Consider the following 16,507-nt stretch of genomic DNA (forward strand, 5'->3'; position numbering starts at 1 on the left):
CGCGGCACGGGCGACGCGGGCCAGTGTACGGGTCGGCACGCGGCCGCGACCCAGAGTTCTCCCAGGAGGCGGGCCGATGATGGGAGATGGCACGAACCGGCTCCCGCCATGTGGGAGGCCGTTCGCCGGGCCGAGGACGCGAGGACCGAGGAGGTGGCCGCATGGGACGTCGACACACCCAGCGCCACATGGACGCCTACCTCGAGGGCGCCCTCCCCGCCGCGTCCCGGGCGCGCATCGCCCGCCACCTGGACCGCTGCCCCGAGTGCCGCGCCACGGTCCAGGCCCGGGCCCGCGTGCTCGACGCCGCCCGCACGGTGCACCAGCGTCCGGCGGGCGCCGTCGTCGCCCCGGTGCTGCGCGCCCGCGGCGTCTCCGGCCGCCTCGTGGTGGGGCTGCTCACCTTCGTCGTCCTGCTCGGCGGGCTGTTCACCGCGGTCTGGGTGGCCGGCGCGCCCCGCGCCACGGCCGTGCGCACGGCCCCGACCCCGACGGACACCGTCGCCCTGCCGGCAGCCGGGACCGCGTCGACGGACCGGCGCGGAACCGTCGCGGAGCTGCGGGGTCAGGGCTGGACGGTGCCCTCCCTCGTGGGGGCCGGCCTGGAGCCGCTCACCGTGGACACCGCCCAGACGGCCGAGGACGTGGAGGTCGTCGTCGGCTGGGGTCGGGACGAGCCGACCGTGACCGTCCGCGAGTGCCGACCCCGGATCGTGGGAGCCGCCCCGGAGGGCTGTGCCTCGACCGCGCCCCTGAGCACGGGGGCGCAGGAGCGTCGACTGGCCGGCGGCGGCGTCTACCGGATCGTCCCGGCGGGGGGCGAGGACGGCTGGACGGCCGAGCTGACCACGCCGCAGGCCGCCTACCGCGTGGAGGCCACCCTGCCGGACGAGCGCGCGGACGCGGTCCTCACCCACCTGCTGGTCTCCGAGCGGGCACGGGTGCTCGAGCTGGGCGGCGGAGACGCCGTCGAGGAGCGCCTGGAGCGAGGCCTCGAACGCATCGCGGACGCCGTGCCGCGCCCCCGCGGCTGAGCCGCCCCGCCCCCGCGGCTCCGGGCTGTGGGGCGGTGCCGCTCTAGTAGAGTTCGGAGGGTGTTAGGTATCAACGGCAGCGAGTTCATCATCTTGGCGGTGCTCGCGATCGTCATCCTCGGGCCGGAGAAGCTCCCCGAGTACACGCGCGCCTTCACCGACTGGCTGCGCGTCATGCGCGACAAGGCCGAGGGTGCCAAGGCGCAGTTCAAGGAGGAGACCGGCACGGACTTCGACGAGGTGGACTGGCGCAAGTACGACCCCCGCCAGTACGACCCGCGCCGCATCATCCGCGACGCGCTCCGCGAGCCCGCCGACGGCTCGTCCACGCCCGCGTCCCGGGCGGCGCAGGCGACGGGCATCAGCGCCGAGGACGTGCACGGCGGCCTCACCCACCAGGACCTGGCGGACATGGATCCGCGGACGCTCTTCCGCCGCCCCGCCGGGGGCGGCAGCACCGCCGCCGCGGAGTCCGTCGCCGCCGCACAGACTCGGTCCACCGCGCCCGCCGCGGGGGCGGCCGCCGTGGGCGGTGCCGCCGCAGCCCTGATGGCCTCCGGCCGCGCCGAGGCCCTCGCAGAGGAGCGTCCTGCCGCCGTCGAGACCGAACCGGACCCCCTCGAGCTGCTCGGGCTGGCGCCCGCCCCCTTCGACGTCGACGCGACCTGACGCCGTCGCGCGCGTCGGGTGCCCCGGCCGGGGCGCCGGCACCCGAGGTCAGCGAGGGGTGAACGGCAGGGGTCGCCCGGCCAGCCCGCGCGGTCGCACGGCCACCCGCTGCGCGATCTGCGTCAGCGCCCGGCCCGCGGGGCTCTCCGGCGCGGACACCACCACGGGTTCGCCAGCGTCGCCGCCCGCGCGCAGCGCCGGGTCCAGGGGAACGGTGCCCAGCAGCGGCACCTGCGTGTCCAGCACCCCGGACAGCCGCTCCGCCACCTCGGCGCCGCCGCCGGTCCCGAACACATCCAGGACGGTGCCGTCTGGCAGGGTCATCGGCCCCATGTTCTCCACGACCCCGGCCACGGTCTGGCCCGTCTGCTCCGCCAGCTGACCGGCGCGCGCGGCCACCTGCGCGGCGGCGTGCTGCGGCGTGGTCACCACGAGCAGCTCCGAGGCGGGCAGCAGCTGCGCCGTCGAGATCGCGATGTCCCCGGTGCCCGGGGGCAGGTCCACGAGCAGGACGTCCAGGTGGCCCCAGTGCACATCCGTGACGAACTGCTCGAGCGCGCGGTGCAGCATCGGCCCGCGCCAGGCCACCGGCCGGTCCGCGTCGAGGAACATGCCGATCGAGATGACCTTCACGTCCCGCACCACGGGGGGCAGGATCATCCGGTCCAGCTTCGTCGGGGTGCCGGTCACGCCCAGGAGCCCGGGGATGGAGTAGCCGTGCACGTCCGCGTCGATCAGGCCGACGGCGAGCCCGCGCGCGGCGAGCGCGACCGCGAGGTTGGCCGTGACCGAGGACTTGCCCACGCCGCCCTTGCCCGAGGCCACCGCGAGGACGCGCGTGAGCGTCCCCTCCCCGAACGGGTTCGTCGGCCGAGTCGCGCGCAGGGCGTCCTGCAGCGCCAGGCGGCGCTCGGGCTCCATGACCCCGACGCGAACGTCCACGGATTCACAGCCGGGCACGACGGCGACGGCGGCGGCCACGTCCGTCTGGATCGTCCCGCGCAGGGGGCACGCGGCGATCGTGAGCAGGACCGCGACCTCGACGACGCCCGGGGCGGTCTCCACGACCGACTCCACCATGCCGAGGTCGGTGATCGGGCGGCGGATCTCGGGGTCCTGGACCGTGGCGAGCCGTTCCAGCACCCGGCGCTCGAGGTCGGTGCGGACCTCGGGCACGGGCAGGCCCAGGGCGCTCATCGGCCGCCCCCGTCCACCGGGCCCGCACCGTCGGCGGGACCGGCCGCCGGACCGGACCCCCCGGCCTCGCGGGCCTCCTGGGCCGCGAGGGTGGCGAGCGTGGTGGTCGTGGGCTCGGCGCCGGCGTCGCCGCGCCGCGCATCCCGGCCGCGGCCCTTGGTCTTCTTGTTCTTGCGGGGCTGGGCCTCGGCGCCCGGGAGGCCGGCGCGCAGCTCCTCCCGGATCTCCTCCCGGATCTCCTCCCGGATCTCCTCCCGCAGCTCGGCGCGCAGCGCCTCGCGGAGGTCGTCCCTGAGGTCGTCCTGGACGCCGCGCAGCTCGCCGCGCACGAAGTCGCGCGTGGCGACCTCCTGGACGGCCAGCCGCAGACCGGCGATCTCGCGGGTGAGGAACTCGGTGTCGGCGAGGTTGCGCTCGGCGCGGTCACGGTCCTCACGCAGCGCGACCCTGTCCCGGTCGTCCTGGCGGTTCTGCGCCAGCAGGAGCAGGGGTGCGGCGTAGGACGCCTGGAGGGAGAGCATGAGCGTGAGCGCGGTGAAGCCGAGCTCGGCGGAGTCGAACCGCCACTCCATCGGGCCGAACGTGTTCCAGCCCAGCCAGGCGGCGCAGAACAGTGTCATCCAGACGAGGAACTGCGGGGTGCCCATGAAGCGGGCGATGCCCTCGGTGGCCTCGCCGAAGGCGTCCGGGTTCGGCGCCAGTCGGGGCACGCGGCGCCCGCTGGCGCTCAGCGGGGTGTCCAGGCCGGTGCCGCGGCCCGGGCGCAGGTCTCGCGCGGTCTGGGTCATGCTCACACCTCCGGTGTCGTGCGGCGGCGGGCCGCGGGGGTCAGGTTGCGGGGCGGGTCTCGGCGTCGTCGAGGTCCATGGCCCGCCAGTCGTCGGGCAGGATGTGGTCGAGCAGGTCGTCCACGCTCACGGCCCCGACGACGCGGTCCTGCTCGTTCACCACGGGGATGCACGTGAGGTTGTAGGTCGCGAGCTCGCGGGTCACATGGGCGATGGGGGCGAGGTCCGAGACGGGCTCGAGGTCCTTGTCCATGATGTTGCCGATCGCCTCCGGCGGCGGGTACCGCAGCAGGCGCTGGAAGTGGACGACGCCGAGGAACCGGCCCGTCGGCGTCTCCAGGGGCGGCCGGGCCACGATCACGAGCGAGGCCAGCGCGGGGGAGATCTCCTGCTGTCGGATGGTCGCCATGGCCTCGGCCACGGTGGCCTCCGGGGGGAGGATGACCGGCACGGGGGTCATGAGCGAGCCCGCGGTGCCCTCCTCGTACTCGAGCAGGCGCCGGACGTCCTCGGCGTCCTCCGGCTCCATGCGTTCGAGCAGCAGCTCCTGCTGGGAGTCGGGCAGCTCGTGGAGCAGGTCCGCCGCGTCGTCCGGGTCCATCTCCTCCAGGACGTCGGCGGCGCGGTCGATGTCCAGCTGGGAGAGGATCTGCACCTGGTCGTCGTCGGGCAGCTCCTGGAGCACGTCCGCGAGGCGTTCGTCCTGCAGCTCGCTGGCGACCTCGACGCGGCGCTTCTCCGACATGTCGTGGAGCATGTCCGCCAGGTCGGCGGGCTTGAGGTCCTCGTGCGCGGCGAGGAAGCTCGTGGCCCCCTGCGGGTCGGCCTGCGCCGTCCAGCGGGCCTCGTCCCAGTTCAGCAGGAGGTGCTCGCCCCGCTGGGCGCGGCCGAAGGGGCCGCGGCCGACGATGCGTCGCACGTACAGGTCCGAGACCAGCCAGTCGCCGTTGCGCTGCTGCTCCAGCCCGATGTCCTCCAGGAAGGCCTCGCCCGACCCGTCCGAGAGGCGCACCTTCCGGTCGAAGAGGTCGGCGGCCACCATCTGCTCGGCGCCACGGCGGGAGAACCGGCGCAGGTTGATCAGCCCGGTCGTGATGATCCGGCCCGAGTCCATGGACGTCACCCGCGTCATCGGGACGAAGACGCGCTTCTTGCCGGGGACCTCGATCACGAGGCCGGTGGCGAACGGGGCCGCGGCGGGGCCGCGGTCCAGCACGACGACGTCGCGCAGCCGGCCCAGGCGGTCGCCGAGGGGGTCGAAGACATCCAGGCCCAGCAGGCGGGCCACGAAGATCTTGGGGGAGCTCACCGACCCAGCCTACGGCGTACCGGGCCGCGGCTCCGTGTCCGCGGACGGCGGACCCCCGCCCGCCCGGGTACCGGGCCGGGCACAATGGGTCCATGTCGATCATGATGCCCAACCCTCAGCCCGGAGCCGAGCAGGGCCTGCCCCGCGGCGAGCTGCTGGCCACCTACGCCACCTACGCGCAGGCGCGCGAGCAGGTGGACCGCCTCGCCGCCACGGACTTCCCCGTGAGCGCCGTGTCGATCGTGGGCAAGGACCTGCGGGTCGTGGAGCGGGTGCGCGGCCGGCTGAACTACGCCCAGGTGGCGTTGTCCGCGGGTGTGCGCGGCGTGTTCTTCGGCGGACTGATCGGCGTGTTCCTCTACCTGCTGGCCCCCGAGGCCGGCCCGGGGCAGATCCTCACCTCCATGCTGCTGGGCCTGGCGGTGTGGCTGATCTTCGGCGTGATCGGCTTCGCGATGCGTCGGGGGCAGCACGGCTTCGCGTCCTCGCAGGCCGTCGTGCCCACGGCCTTCGACCTCGTGGTCGCGTTCGACCACGCCGCCCGCGCCCGCCAGGAGCTGGGCCTGGGCGGTGCCGCGGCCCCGACGCCGCCCGCGGCGTCGCAACCGGCGCCCGCCCCCGCCGCGGAGGCCGAGGACGGGTCCGTGCAGGCCACCCCGGCCCCCGCGCCGTCGTCGGGCGGGTCCCACGCGGCGCCGGCCCCCGGCGGGCCCGAGGCGCCGGCCCGGCCCGCCCCGGAGGCGGACCCCGCGCCCACCGGCCTGGACCGCTCCTACGGCGTGACCCTGCCGCCGGAGGAGGTCGCCAAGCTCATCGAGGCGCGCGGCGGCCACCCGCCACGGCCCCAGGACGAGCCGCGCGGCTGAGCCCCGTCAGAGGGACCAGGACTCGAGCCGCCGGAGCATGTCGCGCTTCTTGCTCGCATGACCGTGCATCCGGCCCAGGATGTCGCCGAGGACGGTGACGGCGCGGTCGATGTACGGGCCCTTGTTCAGCATCGCGGCTTCGGCCCGCTGCGCCATCGCGGCGTCCGTGATCTCCGCCCGTGAGGGCAGGCCGGTCTTGGCGAGGGACTCGAGGACCTGGGTGGCCCAGATCGCGGGCACGTGCGCGGCCTCGCACAGCCACAGGATCTCCTCCTGCAGCTCGGCCATGCGTGCGAAGCCGGCCTCCACCGCCAGGTCGCCGCGGGCGATCATCACCCCGACGTCCCGCCAGCGCATCGCCTCGAGCAGCATCCGCGGCAGCTGCCGGAAGGCCTCCACCGTCTCGATCTTCAGCGTGATGTCCACGTCCGGCGCGTCCTCGGCCTCGAGCGCGTCGATCAGCTGGGCCACGTCCTCGGCCGAGCGGACGAAGGACATGTTCACCATGTCCGCGTGGCGAGCCGCGAACGGGATGTGGGCGAGGTCCTCGTCCGTGAGGGCCGGGATGTCCAGGTGCGTGTCCGGGAAGTTCACGCCCTTCTCCGCCTTGAGCTTCGCCCCGCGCGGGCCGGCCTGGGTCACCTCGAGGGTGATCTCATCGTCGGACACCCCCGTGATCCGCGTGCCGATCCGTCCGTCGTCGAGGGAGACCCGGTCGCCGACCGTCGCGTCCGCGAACGCCTGCGCCAGGGTGAGGCCGATCCGGTAGGGCGGCGTGTCGACCGCGGGAACCGGCTCGAGCGAGCGGGTCAGCACGATCTGCTCGCCCTCGTGCACGCGCATCGACTGCTCGAGCGGGGGCAGCGGTCCCACCTCGAGCGGACCGTGCGGCGTCGTCAGTGCCGTGCCCGTCGCCCAGTAGACCGTCTTGTCCGCCCGCACGAGCACGCCCTCGCCGCTCACCCGCTCGACCTCCAGCCTGCGGTGTGCACCCCGCGCGTCGGTCAGCTCGATCTCGTCGCCGCGCTGCAGGCCCGCCAGGGTCTTCCCGTCCGGGGCCGCCAGCGGCACGACGACGGCGCCGTCCGGCCGGTCCGCCACGGCCACGGCGTCGTGGGGCCCGGCGGCGAGCCACACGCGGGAGGGCTCGGTGACGATCCCGGAGGGGTCCCGGGCGGGCTTCACCTTCACGACGCGCGGTCCCGGCTCGATGGGGCCGGTGCGCACCTTCGGCCCGGCCAGGTCCATCGCGACCAGGGGTGCGGGCCGGCCCGCACCGGCACACCGGCGGACCGCCGCGATCATGGCGGCCCACGCCTGCTCGTCGTCGTGGGCGCAGTTCACGCGCGCCAGGTCCATGCCGGCTTCGGCGATCCGGGCCACGAGCTCTGGGTCCGTGGCGGCCTCGGAGGGCATCGTCACCATGATGCGCGCGTCCCGGTCGCCGCGGGCCGGACCGAGCAGGCTCGCTGCGTTGCGGGCGAGGATGGCGCGGCCCTCGGCGGAGGTCAGGGCGTCATCCTCGGGTGCGGTGGCGAGGTCGCCGTCGAGCGCGCGGGCGGCGGCCAGCACCGCGTCCACGTGGCCGAGCACGCCGGCCTCCATGCGGCCCAGCGAGGACAGGCCGGCGTCGCTCAGTGCCTCCTGCAGCGGCCGCAGGTCGGTGCCGCGCAGGGCGACGTAGTGCACGAGGTTCCGGGCCGAGGCCCGGTGGCGGTCCCGGACGCGGGAGATGAGGTCGGCGTGCTCCGCCTCGGCGGAGAGGAGGCGGTCGCGGAGGGCGGTGAGCTCGGTGGTCAGGTCGATACCCATGGTCCGAACCCTAGGCGCGCCCTCCGCGCCGGATCACGCCTGGAGCCGCGCCATCCAGGCCTCGATCTCGTCCGGGGTGCGGGGGAGGGCCGCGGAGAGGTTCTCGGCCCCGTCCTCGGTCACGAGGATGTCGTCCTCGATGCGCACGCCGATGCCGCGGTACTCCTCCGGCACGGCCAGGTCCTCCTCCTTGAAGTACAGACCCGGCTCGATCGTGAAGACCATGCCCGGCTCGAGCACGCCGTCCAGGTAGAGCTCGCGCTTGGCCTGCGCGCAGTCGTGCACGTCGAGGCCGAGGTGGTGCGAGGTGCCGTGGGGCATCCAGCGCCGGTGGTGCTGGCCCTCGTCCGAGAGCGCGACCTCGGCCGAGACCGGCAGCAGGCCCCAGCCGTCGAGGCGGTCGACGAGCACCCGCATGGCCTCGGCGTGGAGCTCACGGAACCGGATGCCGGGGCGCACGATCGCGAAGGCGGCGTCCGCGGCGTCGAGGACCGCCTGGTAGATGCGGCGCTGCACGTCCGTGAACGTGCCGGACACGGGCAGGGTGCGGGTGATGTCCGCGGTGTAGAGGGAGTCGTCCTCGACGCCGGCGTCGAGCAGGAGCAGCTCACCCGGGCGCACGGCGCCCGTGTTGCGGATCCAGTGCAGGATCGTGGCGTTGTTGCCGGAGGCCGCGATCGTGTCGTAGCCCAGGTCGTTGCCCTCGAGGCGAGCGCGGGCGAAGAAGGCGCCCTCGACCACGCGCTCGCCGCGGTCGTGGCCCACGGCGCGCGGCAGGGCCCGCACGACGTCCTCGAAGCCCGCGATCGTGGCGGCCACCGAGGCGCGCATCCGCTCGATCTCCCACGCGTCCTTGACCAGGCGCAGCTCGGAGAGGAACTCGGCGGTCTGGGCGTCGGCCTCGGCCGCGGCGGCCAGGTCCACGCCGGCCTCGGTCCGGACGGCGGCCAGCAGGGCGTCCACGTCCTGGTCGGTCTCGGCCAGCAGCCGCACCGCGGTGCCGTCCGCGGCCACGTTCTTGGTGACGGCGGACTCGAGCTCCTCGAGCCCCGCCGTGCGCAGACCCGTGCGGGCGGCCAGGCCGGCCAGGGTCGGACGGGGGCCGATCCAGAACTCACCCGAGCGCGAGTCCGCGTAGAACTGCTCGGTGTCCCGGCCGGCCAGGGGACGGAAGTACAGGGTGGCGGTGTGGTCCGTGCCGTCGTCGCCGGCGCCCGGGTCCGTGGGCTCGAGCACGAGCACGGCGTCCGGCTCGTGGTCCACGCCGAGGCCCGTCAGGTGGGCGAACGCGGAGTGCGCGCGGAAGCGGTAGTCGGTGTCGTTCGAACGGACCTTGAGGCGGCCGGCCGGCACCACGATCCGCTCGCCCGGGAAGCGCGCGGAGACGGCGGCCCGCCGCCGGGCGGCGTACGGGGCCGAGGCGTCGGGGTCGGGCAGGGCCTGCGACGAGGGCGCCCAGTCGGAGGCCATGAAGTCGCGGAAGGCGTTCGAGGCGGGGCGCTGCGAGCGGTTGTCGACGCGCTCGGCCAGCGGCTGGGGGTTCACCGCGCCGGTGCCGTCGGCGCCCGCCTCGGGGGTGGCGGCGGGCTGGTCGGGGGTGGTCTGGGCGGGGTGCTGTGCGGCATCGGTCATACCCTCCATCATGGCACCGGTGGGCGCGGGCAGGTCGGGGCCGCCGCGCGCGGGTCTCGGTACCATGGCCGCCATGGCCCGCTACGACCTGCACACGCACTCGACCGAGTCCGATGGCACCGAGCCGCCGGCCGACGTGGTGCGTGCGGCGGCGCGGGCCGGGCTGGACGGCCTCGCGCTCACCGACCACGACACCACCGCCGGCTGGGCCGAGGCCGCCCAGGCCGCGCGGGAGACCGGACTGACGCTCGTGCCCGGCATGGAGATGTCCTGCACCTCCGCCGACGGCGTGAGCGTGCACGTGCTCAGCTACCTGCACGACCCCGAGGACCCCGCCCTGCTGCGGGAGGTCGGCCTGGCCCGCGACGCGCGGCTGATCCGGGCGCAGGAGATGGTGCGGCGCCTGGGCGCGGACTTCTCGATCACGTGGGAGCTGGTCCAGGAGCACGCGGCGGAGAACGCGACGATCGGCCGGCCCCACCTGGCCGACGCCCTCGTGACGATCGGGGCCGTCCCGGACCGCTCCGCGGCGTTCCGGGAGATCCTCGCCGGCCGGTCCAAGTACTACGTTCCGCACTTCGCCCCGGACCCGGCCGAGGCGGTCGCGCTCATCCGGGCCGCCGGCGGGGTGCCGGTGTTCGCGCATCCCCGGGCGCGCATGCGGGGCCGCGTGGTGGGCGACGAGGTGTTCGAACAGATGGCCGAGGCCGGACTGGCGGGGGTCGAGGTCGAGCACCGGGACAATCCGGCGGAGGAGCGCACCTGGCTGCGCGCGTTCGCGGACCGGCACGGGCTGTTCGTCACCGGTTCGTCCGACTACCACGGCACCGGCAAGCCCAATCCGATCGGCGAGCACACCACGGGCGCGGAGGTGCTCGCCGAGATCGAGCGGCAGGGCACCGGCACGGCGATCATCCGCGGCTGAACCCGGACGGCCCGGGCGACGGCGGAGGATCCGTTGCGCGAATGACCCTTCCGGCCGCCTGCACGGCGGTCAGAAGGGTCATTCGCGCAGAAGACTCCCGGGGCCCCGGAAGGGAGGGTCAGCCGTCCACGACCTCGCCGTTGCGGCGCCGCGTGCGGGTGCGGCCGCCCCGGCGACGACGGGCCTCGGCCCGGGCCTCGGCGCGCTCGGCCCGGCGGGCCTCCGTGAGCTCGACGCCGGCCACCGGCTCCGGCGTCCGGGCCGCGGGGGTCTCGGAGCGCGAGGCGGTGCGCTCGCGGCCCTCGCCGCGACCACGGCCCCGGCCCTCGGCGCGCTGCTCGGCGGGTGCCTCACCACGCCCGCGGCCCGAGCGCTCGGAGCGCTCGCCGCGGCTCCCGCCCCGCGCCGCGTCTCGGCCCTCGCCGGAGCGGCCGCCCCGGCCCCGACCGCCGCGTCCGCCGCGGCCGCCCTCACGGCCACCGCGCTCGCCGTCGCGGGACCGGCCGCCCTCGCGACCCCGTCCGCGGCCGCCGTCGCGCTGCTTCGCCTCGGGTCCGCCCAGGTCCTCGAGCGTCTCGCCCTCGAGGCCCTCGAGCACGCGCTTGGCCTGGGGCAGGCGGCCCTTCGTGCCCTTCGGGATGCCGAGGTCGGAGAACAGGTGCGGGGAGGAGGAGTAGGTCTCCACCGGCTCGGGCTGGCCGAGGCCGAGCGCCTTGTCGATCAGGGACCAGCGCGGCATGTCCTCCCAGTCCACGAGGGTCACCGCCACGCCCTTGTTGCCGGCGCGGCCCGTGCGGCCCACACGGTGCACGTAGGTCTTCTCGTCCTCCGGCGCCTGGAAGTTGAACACGTGGGTGACGTCGTCGACGTCGATGCCGCGCGCCGCGACGTCGGTGGCCACGAGGATGTCCACCTTGCCGTTGCGGAACGCGCGCAGCGCCTGCTCACGGGCGCCCTGGCCGAGGTCGCCGTGCAGCGCGCCGGCCGCGAAGCCGCGCGCCGTCAACTCGTCCGCCACGCGGGCTGCCGTGCGCTTGGTGCGCGTGAAGATGATGGTCCGGCCGCGGCCCTCCGCCTGCAGGGCGCGAGCCACGAGCTCGTCCTTGTCCATGTGGTGGGCGCGGTAGACGAGCTGACGGATGTCCTTCTTCGTCAGGCCCTCGTCCTCCGGGTCCGCCGCGCGGATGTGGGTGGGCTGCGTCATGTAACGGCGCGCCATCGCGACCACGGGACCCGGCATGGTGGCCGAGAACAGCATGGTCTGGCGCACGGCCGGGACGGCGGCGAGCAGGGTCTCGACGTCCGGGAGGAAGCCGAGGTCCAGCATCTCGTCGGCCTCGTCCAGCACCACGGTGTTCACCAGGTCCAGGCGCAGGTGGCGCTGGCGCATCAGGTCGATGAGGCGGCCGGGGGTGCCGACGACGATCTCGACGCCGCGCTGCAGCTCCTCGATCTGCGGCTCGTAGGCGCGGCCGCCGTAGATGGTGGCGATGCGCAGGGGGCGCCGGGCCGCGGCGGCCGTGAGGTCGCCGGCCACCTGGACGGCGAGCTCGCGCGTCGGGGCGACGATCAGGGCCTGCGGGGCGCCCGCGGTGCCCTTGGCCTCGAGGCCGTCCCAACCGGGCTCACCCGGGCCGATGGCGCGCTGCAGCGCGGGGATGCCGAAGCCGAGGGTCTTGCCGGTGCCGGTCTTGGCCTGGCCGATGATGTCGTGGCCGCCGAGGGCGACCGGCAGGGTCATGGCCTGGATGGGGAAGGGGTGGACGATGCCCTTGGCCTCCAGGGCCTCGACGATCTTGGGGTGCACCCCGAAGTCGGCGAAGGTCTGCTCGGGGGCCACGGGGGCGGCGTCCTCGGTGACGATGTCCTCCGCGATCTCCGCGACCGTCGGGTCGACGTCGGCGGGGGCGGGGGTGTGCTCGGAGTTCTGGGTCATGGCGACTCGCGTTCCTGGTCGGGCGTCGTCACGGCGGGCGGAAGGCCCGGCTCCGCCGTGCGCGCGGTTCAAGCGGAAGCCGATCGCGAGGCAAGCACGCGGAGCGGCCGACGGGCGGCGCCCCGTGGAACCGGGCTGGGCGCGCCGTGCGAGGCGGGCCGTGCCGGATCCGGCAGGTCATGGTGCCGTCCCGGGCGTCAGGGGCGCGGGCGGCGGGTCAGGGTGATCAGAGAGCGACCGGTCATCCTGGGTCAGCGTGAGCTGTGCGACCAGTCTACCCCCGCGGCCGTGATCGCACCCGAGGCGCGGTCCACGCCCTCGATCCGCACGCGCACCCGGGTGCCCGCCGGGACGCTGCCCGGCACCCGCAGGCTCACGGCCGGGTCGAGCAGCCACACCTCCGTGCCGTCCTTCGCCTCGCGCACCGCGATCCCCTCGAGCTCCGCGCCGACGCGAGACTCGAGCGCCGCCGCCTCCACGAGGTCCGCCGCTGTCCGGCTCGCGGCCGAGGCCCGGCGCGACGAGTCCGCCATGAGGGCGGGCAGCTCGGGCAGGGCGCTGCGGACCCACGCGGGGGCGGGGGCGCCGGAGGCGTGGGCGTGGCACAGGGCCAGGACGAAGCGGTCCACGAGCCGGCGCAGGGGAGCGGTGGCGTGGGCGTAGGGGGCGGCGAGCGCGGCCTGGGCCGGTTCATCCGGCGGTGTGCGCAGGGCCGGGTCCTCGGCCTGCGCGTCGAAGGCCGTGTACCCGGCGCCGCGGAACAGCCCGGTCGCCGCGTGCAGCACCGCCAGGTGCCGCGCGTCGGCGGGGTCGAGGGAACGCAGGTAGGCGCCGTAGTCCTGGCCCTCGTCCCACGGGGCGCCCAGGGCGCGTGTGCGCTCTCGGAAGGCGGCGACGGCCTCGGCGTCCGGCGCCGGCATCGTGCGCAGGATCCCGACCCCGGCGGCCAGCATCAGCTCGGCCGCGGCCATGCCGGTCAGCAGGGAGAGCTGGGCGTTGTGCTCCTCCGCCGGCAGCGGCGCCCGGTGCACGAGCTCGTGCGCCCCGTCCTCGGTGACACGGACCTCCTGGTCCGGCAGGTTCAGGGAGGCGCCGCCGCGGGCGGCCTCCTGCGCGGCCCGCCGTCGGCCCACCTCCGGCAGCAGCGCCAGCGAGTCGCGCACCTCGGCCGGCCACCCCTCGGCGGCGGCCCGGTCCGCGTCGGTGACCCCGGGACGCGGCGTCGTCGGCGCCTGCGCCCCCGGCTGTGCGTCGAGGAAGGCCTGCACCTGCCCGTACGTCAGCTGCGCCCGGGAGCGGACGCGGGCGCGTTCGAGGCCGGTCTCGACGACGGCGCCCGCGGCGTCCAGCAGGAACGTCCACACGAACGCCGGTCGGTCCCGGTCCGGCAGCAGGGAGGCGGCGTCCTCGCTCAACACCTCCGGGTGCAGGGGGACCCGGCCGTCGGGCAGGTAGACGGTCTGGCCGCGGCGGTGGGCCTCGGCGTCCACGGCGCCGCCCGGTGCCACGAAGGCGGGCACGTCCGCGATCGCGTAGCGGACCAGGATGCCGTCGTCGTCGGAGGGGGTCAGGAGCAGGGCCTGGTCCAGGTCCGTGGCGCCGGCGGGGTCCACGGTGACGAACGGCAGGGCCGTGCGGTCCGCGTGGTCCGGGCTCCCGGTCAGGCCCGCGTGCACCTCACGCGCGGCCGCCTCCGCCTCGGCCAGGACGGGGGCGGGGAAGGCCGGCGGTAGCTCGAGCTCCGTCCGCAGGGCGGCGAGGCGCTCGAGCAGGGTCGGGTCGGCAGGGCCGCGGAGGCCGAGGGCGTGGGAGGACATGGCGATGCTCCTGGGCAAGGGGGCCGAGACGACGTACGCCCCGGCGGATCACCGGGGCGTGCGGGGCGGGTCAGGAGGCGGCGAACCCGAGCGGGCCCGACTTCTTCGCGCCGATCTCCACGAAGCCGATGCGGTCACCGGGGACGACCACCTGGCGGCCCTTGGCGTCCGTCAGGACCAGCGGGGTGCCGTCGGCGACGGCGGCGTCCACGAGGGAGCGGACCTCGTCCGCCGACTGCTCGCTGTCGATGACGACCTCGCGGCCGACGTGCTGCACACCGATGCGGATCTCCATGGGGAACCTCTTCTCTTCGTCGCGTCCTGTGCGGTCCGCCGTCAGCCTACGGGACCGCTCGGTGAGGTGGGCGGGCGCCCACGAGGTTCACCCGCGGGCGAAACGGGCCGGACGGCCGGGTCAGCGCGGGGCGTCGTCCGCGGAGGGCAACGAGGTGAGGCCGCGCCAGATGAGGTCGTCCACCGTGCGGGCCATCTCAGCCGCGGCGGGGCGGGCGTCGGCGTCGAGCCGGTCCGCCCAGTGACGGGCGGCGCCCAGGAGGTAGCCGACGAGTCCGCGGGAGAGCACCTCGGCCTCGGCCTCGGCCACGGTGGTGTCCGCGCGGATGGTGCGCGCGACCTCGGAGGAGAGCAGCCGGTGGACGGCCTCGCTGCGCGTGCGCACCTCCGGGTCCCCGTCGATGCCGGAGTCGAAGATGAGGCGGTGGGTCCGCTCGGGGGAGGCCATGTACTCGAACACGGCGGCCACGGTGGCCCGCACCCGTGCACGGTTGCCCCGACGGGTGTCCATCGCCGCCTCGAGGAGCGCGCGCAGGCTCGCGACCTCGGCGTCCAACAGCTCGAGGAAGAGCTCGTGCTTGCTGGGGAAGTGCTGGTAGAGGACCGGCTTGGAGACCTCGGCCCGCTCGGCGATCTGCTCCATGGAAGCCCCCGCGTACCGCTCGGCGGCGAAGACCGCGCGGGCGCAGTCCAGCAGCTGGCGACGACGCTCCTGCCGGGGCAGACGGCGGCCTCGCCCGGGCTCGTCGGGCGCGGTGGCGGCGGGGTGGTCGGTCACGGGGTCCTCCTGGCGCGGGGCGGGCTCACGCGATGCGCGCGGCGCCGCCCTCGTCCTCGTGCGCGGGACAGACCGCCTCGACCGTGCCCACGGCGGGGGCGGGGCGGCCGGGGGCCTCGATCCCGAAGACCGCCTCGAGGGCGTCCTCATAGCGGTCGAGCCGGCCCTCGGCGGCGAGCCGCTTGGCGCGCACGCTGGGCTCGTGCAGGAGCTGGTTCACCATGCGGCGCAGGGCGAACTCCACCTCCTCGGCGGCCGCCGTGCAGCCGTGGCGGGCGCGCACGCGCTCGAGCTCCCGGTCGAGCACACCGAGGGTGTGGCGGCGCAGGGCCTTGATCGCCGCGTCGGCACTGCGGCCACGCTGCGCGGCGCGGTACTCCTCGACGGCGTCGTCCACGAGCGCGCGGGCCTCCGCGACGGCGACCTGGGCCTGCTCGGGTGCGGCCAGCCGCACCGACTCGAGGGTGATGAGATCGACGTCCGGCAGGTCCGCGACCGCCGGGTCGAAGTCGCGCGAGAGGGCCAGGTCGACCACCGTGAGCGGACGCCGTCCGCCCTTGCGCAGCTCCTGGAGGCGCTCGGGGCTGATCTGGCGTTCGCCGCCGGAGGAGCCGATGATCACGTCCGCCTCGGCGACGGCGCCGGCCACGGCCTCGCCGCCGAGCGCGAGGGCCCAGCCGCCGCGGTCCGCGACGAACTGCTCCGCGCGGCCCGAGGCCGAGTGCACGCCGACGGTGGTCGCGCCCCGGTCCGCCAGCTGCGCGAGCGTGGTGCCGGCGTAGGCGCCCGTGCCGATCAGCAGGATGGTGGCCCCGGCCCAGAAGTCGCGCTGGGCCGCGGCGTCGGTGAGACCGCGCAGCTCCTCCGCGAGGTCCAGGGCGACGGAGACGACCGAGCGGCCGGCCGCGCCGAGCGCCGTGCGGGAGCCGACGTCCTTGGCCGTGCGCGTGGCGGACTCGAAGAGGCGGACGAGCGGACCCGAGGCGGTGCCGGCCTCCTGGGCCGCCGTCAGGGCGCGTCGGACCTGACCGGCGATCTCGCGCTCGCCCACCACGGCGGAGTCCAGTCCGGCGCCGACCTCGAAGAGGTGACGGGCCGTGGCGTCGGCGTCGAGTGTGCGGAACGCGGCGTGCACGTCCTCGTCGGGCAGGGAGGTGGAGGCGGCGACGGCGGACAGCAGCCCCGCGCGAGCGGCCTCGACGCCGGCCCCGTCGGCCTCGGCGTAGATCTCCACGCGGTTGCACGTGGCCAGCACGACGGCGCCCGCCGCACCGCTGCCGGGCAGGGCGGGCCCGACCCCGGTCGCGCCGGCGCTGAGGCGGGCGACCGTGTCCAGGTCCAGATCATGGTGGGAGGCGACGAGAGAGAAGACAGTCACAGCGGGCCAAGTCTAGCTGTTGTGGGTCATGAGGTTCTTGCCACGAGGCGCCGGCTGAGATGAGACGAGTGG

General features: G+C 75.5%; 14 protein-coding genes. 4 read left to right on the top strand and 10 right to left on the bottom strand.

All coding sequences use genetic code 11. From position 1 onward, the window contains the following. Positions 1 to 161 precede the first annotated feature (161 nt). Both NR073_RS09420 and NR073_RS09425 read left to right on the top strand, forming a co-directional pair. Positions 162 to 1,034, top strand: a complete 873-nt coding sequence (locus tag NR073_RS09420; protein ID WP_036316484.1) for a zf-HC2 domain-containing protein — start codon at positions 162 to 164, stop codon at positions 1,032 to 1,034. A 60-nt stretch (positions 1,035 to 1,094) separates the two neighbouring features. Then, on the top strand, positions 1,095 to 1,703 hold the full coding sequence (locus tag NR073_RS09425) for a protein translocase TatA (protein ID WP_036316486.1): 609 nt from the start codon (positions 1,095 to 1,097) through the stop codon (positions 1,701 to 1,703). 48 nt (positions 1,704 to 1,751) lie between these two features. Here the strand turns inward: NR073_RS09425 and NR073_RS09430 are convergent, their stop codons facing one another. The 3 genes from NR073_RS09430 to NR073_RS09450 are packed head-to-tail and all read right to left on the bottom strand — an operon-like array spanning position 1,752 to position 4,997. Further along, a complete protein-coding gene (locus tag NR073_RS09430; RefSeq protein ID WP_036382689.1) occupies positions 1,752 to 2,900 on the bottom strand; it encodes an Mrp/NBP35 family ATP-binding protein in 1,149 nt (382 codons plus the stop codon). Further along, positions 2,897 to 3,688: a DUF1003 domain-containing protein gene (locus NR073_RS09445; RefSeq protein ID WP_036382691.1), complete on the bottom strand. Its 792-nt coding sequence runs from the start codon at positions 3,686 to 3,688 to the stop codon at positions 2,897 to 2,899. The genes NR073_RS09430 and NR073_RS09445 overlap by 4 nt, the downstream gene beginning before the upstream one ends. Positions 3,689 to 3,728: 40 nt before the next feature. Beyond that, positions 3,729 to 4,997 carry a magnesium transporter MgtE N-terminal domain-containing protein gene (locus NR073_RS09450; RefSeq protein ID WP_036339212.1) on the bottom strand — a complete coding sequence of 423 codons (1,269 nt, stop codon included), beginning with the start codon at positions 4,995 to 4,997 and terminating at the stop codon, positions 3,729 to 3,731. Positions 4,998 to 5,089: 92 nt separating this feature from the next. Here NR073_RS09450 and NR073_RS09455 point away from each other — a divergent pair, with 92 nt between their 5' ends. Next, on the top strand, positions 5,090 to 5,863 hold the full coding sequence (locus NR073_RS09455; RefSeq protein ID WP_078025597.1) for a general stress protein: 774 nt from the start codon (positions 5,090 to 5,092) through the stop codon (positions 5,861 to 5,863). Between the two features lie 6 nt (positions 5,864 to 5,869). Here the strand turns inward: NR073_RS09455 and NR073_RS09460 are convergent, their stop codons facing one another. Continuing rightward, positions 5,870 to 7,675: a pyruvate kinase gene (locus tag NR073_RS09460; protein WP_078025598.1), complete on the bottom strand. Its 1,806-nt coding sequence runs from the start codon at positions 7,673 to 7,675 to the stop codon at positions 5,870 to 5,872. Positions 7,676 to 7,708: 33 nt separating this feature from the next. Next, positions 7,709 to 9,307 carry an aminopeptidase P family protein gene (locus NR073_RS09465; RefSeq protein ID WP_256748781.1) on the bottom strand — a complete coding sequence of 533 codons (1,599 nt, stop codon included), beginning with the start codon at positions 9,305 to 9,307 and terminating at the stop codon, positions 7,709 to 7,711. A gap of 64 nt (positions 9,308 to 9,371) precedes the next feature. Here NR073_RS09465 and NR073_RS09470 point away from each other — a divergent pair, with 64 nt between their 5' ends. Beyond that, positions 9,372 to 10,232 (top strand): PHP domain-containing protein, encoded by an 861-nt coding sequence (locus NR073_RS09470; protein ID WP_101962743.1) that lies wholly within the window; start codon positions 9,372 to 9,374, stop codon positions 10,230 to 10,232. A 118-nt stretch (positions 10,233 to 10,350) separates the two neighbouring features. Here NR073_RS09470 and NR073_RS09475 read toward each other — a convergent pair whose 3' ends face one another. The 5 genes from NR073_RS09475 to NR073_RS09495 all read right to left on the bottom strand — a co-directional run bounded on the left by NR073_RS09475 (position 10,351) and on the right by NR073_RS09495 (position 16,435). Continuing rightward, on the bottom strand, positions 10,351 to 12,168 hold the full coding sequence (locus tag NR073_RS09475; RefSeq protein WP_256748782.1) for a DEAD/DEAH box helicase: 1,818 nt from the start codon (positions 12,166 to 12,168) through the stop codon (positions 10,351 to 10,353). 251 nt (positions 12,169 to 12,419) lie between these two features. Beyond that, a complete protein-coding gene (locus NR073_RS09480) occupies positions 12,420 to 13,985 on the bottom strand; it encodes an RNB domain-containing ribonuclease (protein WP_036381119.1) in 1,566 nt (521 codons plus the stop codon). Positions 13,986 to 14,055: 70 nt separating this feature from the next. Further along, on the bottom strand, positions 14,056 to 14,280 hold the full coding sequence (locus NR073_RS09485) for a DUF3107 domain-containing protein (RefSeq protein WP_036339227.1): 225 nt from the start codon (positions 14,278 to 14,280) through the stop codon (positions 14,056 to 14,058). Positions 14,281 to 14,400: 120 nt separating this feature from the next. Further along, entirely contained in the window at positions 14,401 to 15,057 is a 657-nt protein-coding gene (locus NR073_RS09490; protein ID WP_036381116.1) for a TetR/AcrR family transcriptional regulator, read from the bottom strand. A gap of 25 nt (positions 15,058 to 15,082) precedes the next feature. Continuing rightward, on the bottom strand, positions 15,083 to 16,435 hold the full coding sequence (locus NR073_RS09495) for a glutamyl-tRNA reductase (protein WP_049147265.1): 1,353 nt from the start codon (positions 16,433 to 16,435) through the stop codon (positions 15,083 to 15,085). Positions 16,436 to 16,507: the final 72 nt, after the last annotated feature.

The organism is Micrococcus sp. Mcc28 (genome assembly GCF_024519775.1).
In the GTDB taxonomy this organism is placed as follows: domain Bacteria; phylum Actinomycetota; class Actinomycetes; order Actinomycetales; family Micrococcaceae; genus Micrococcus; species Micrococcus luteus.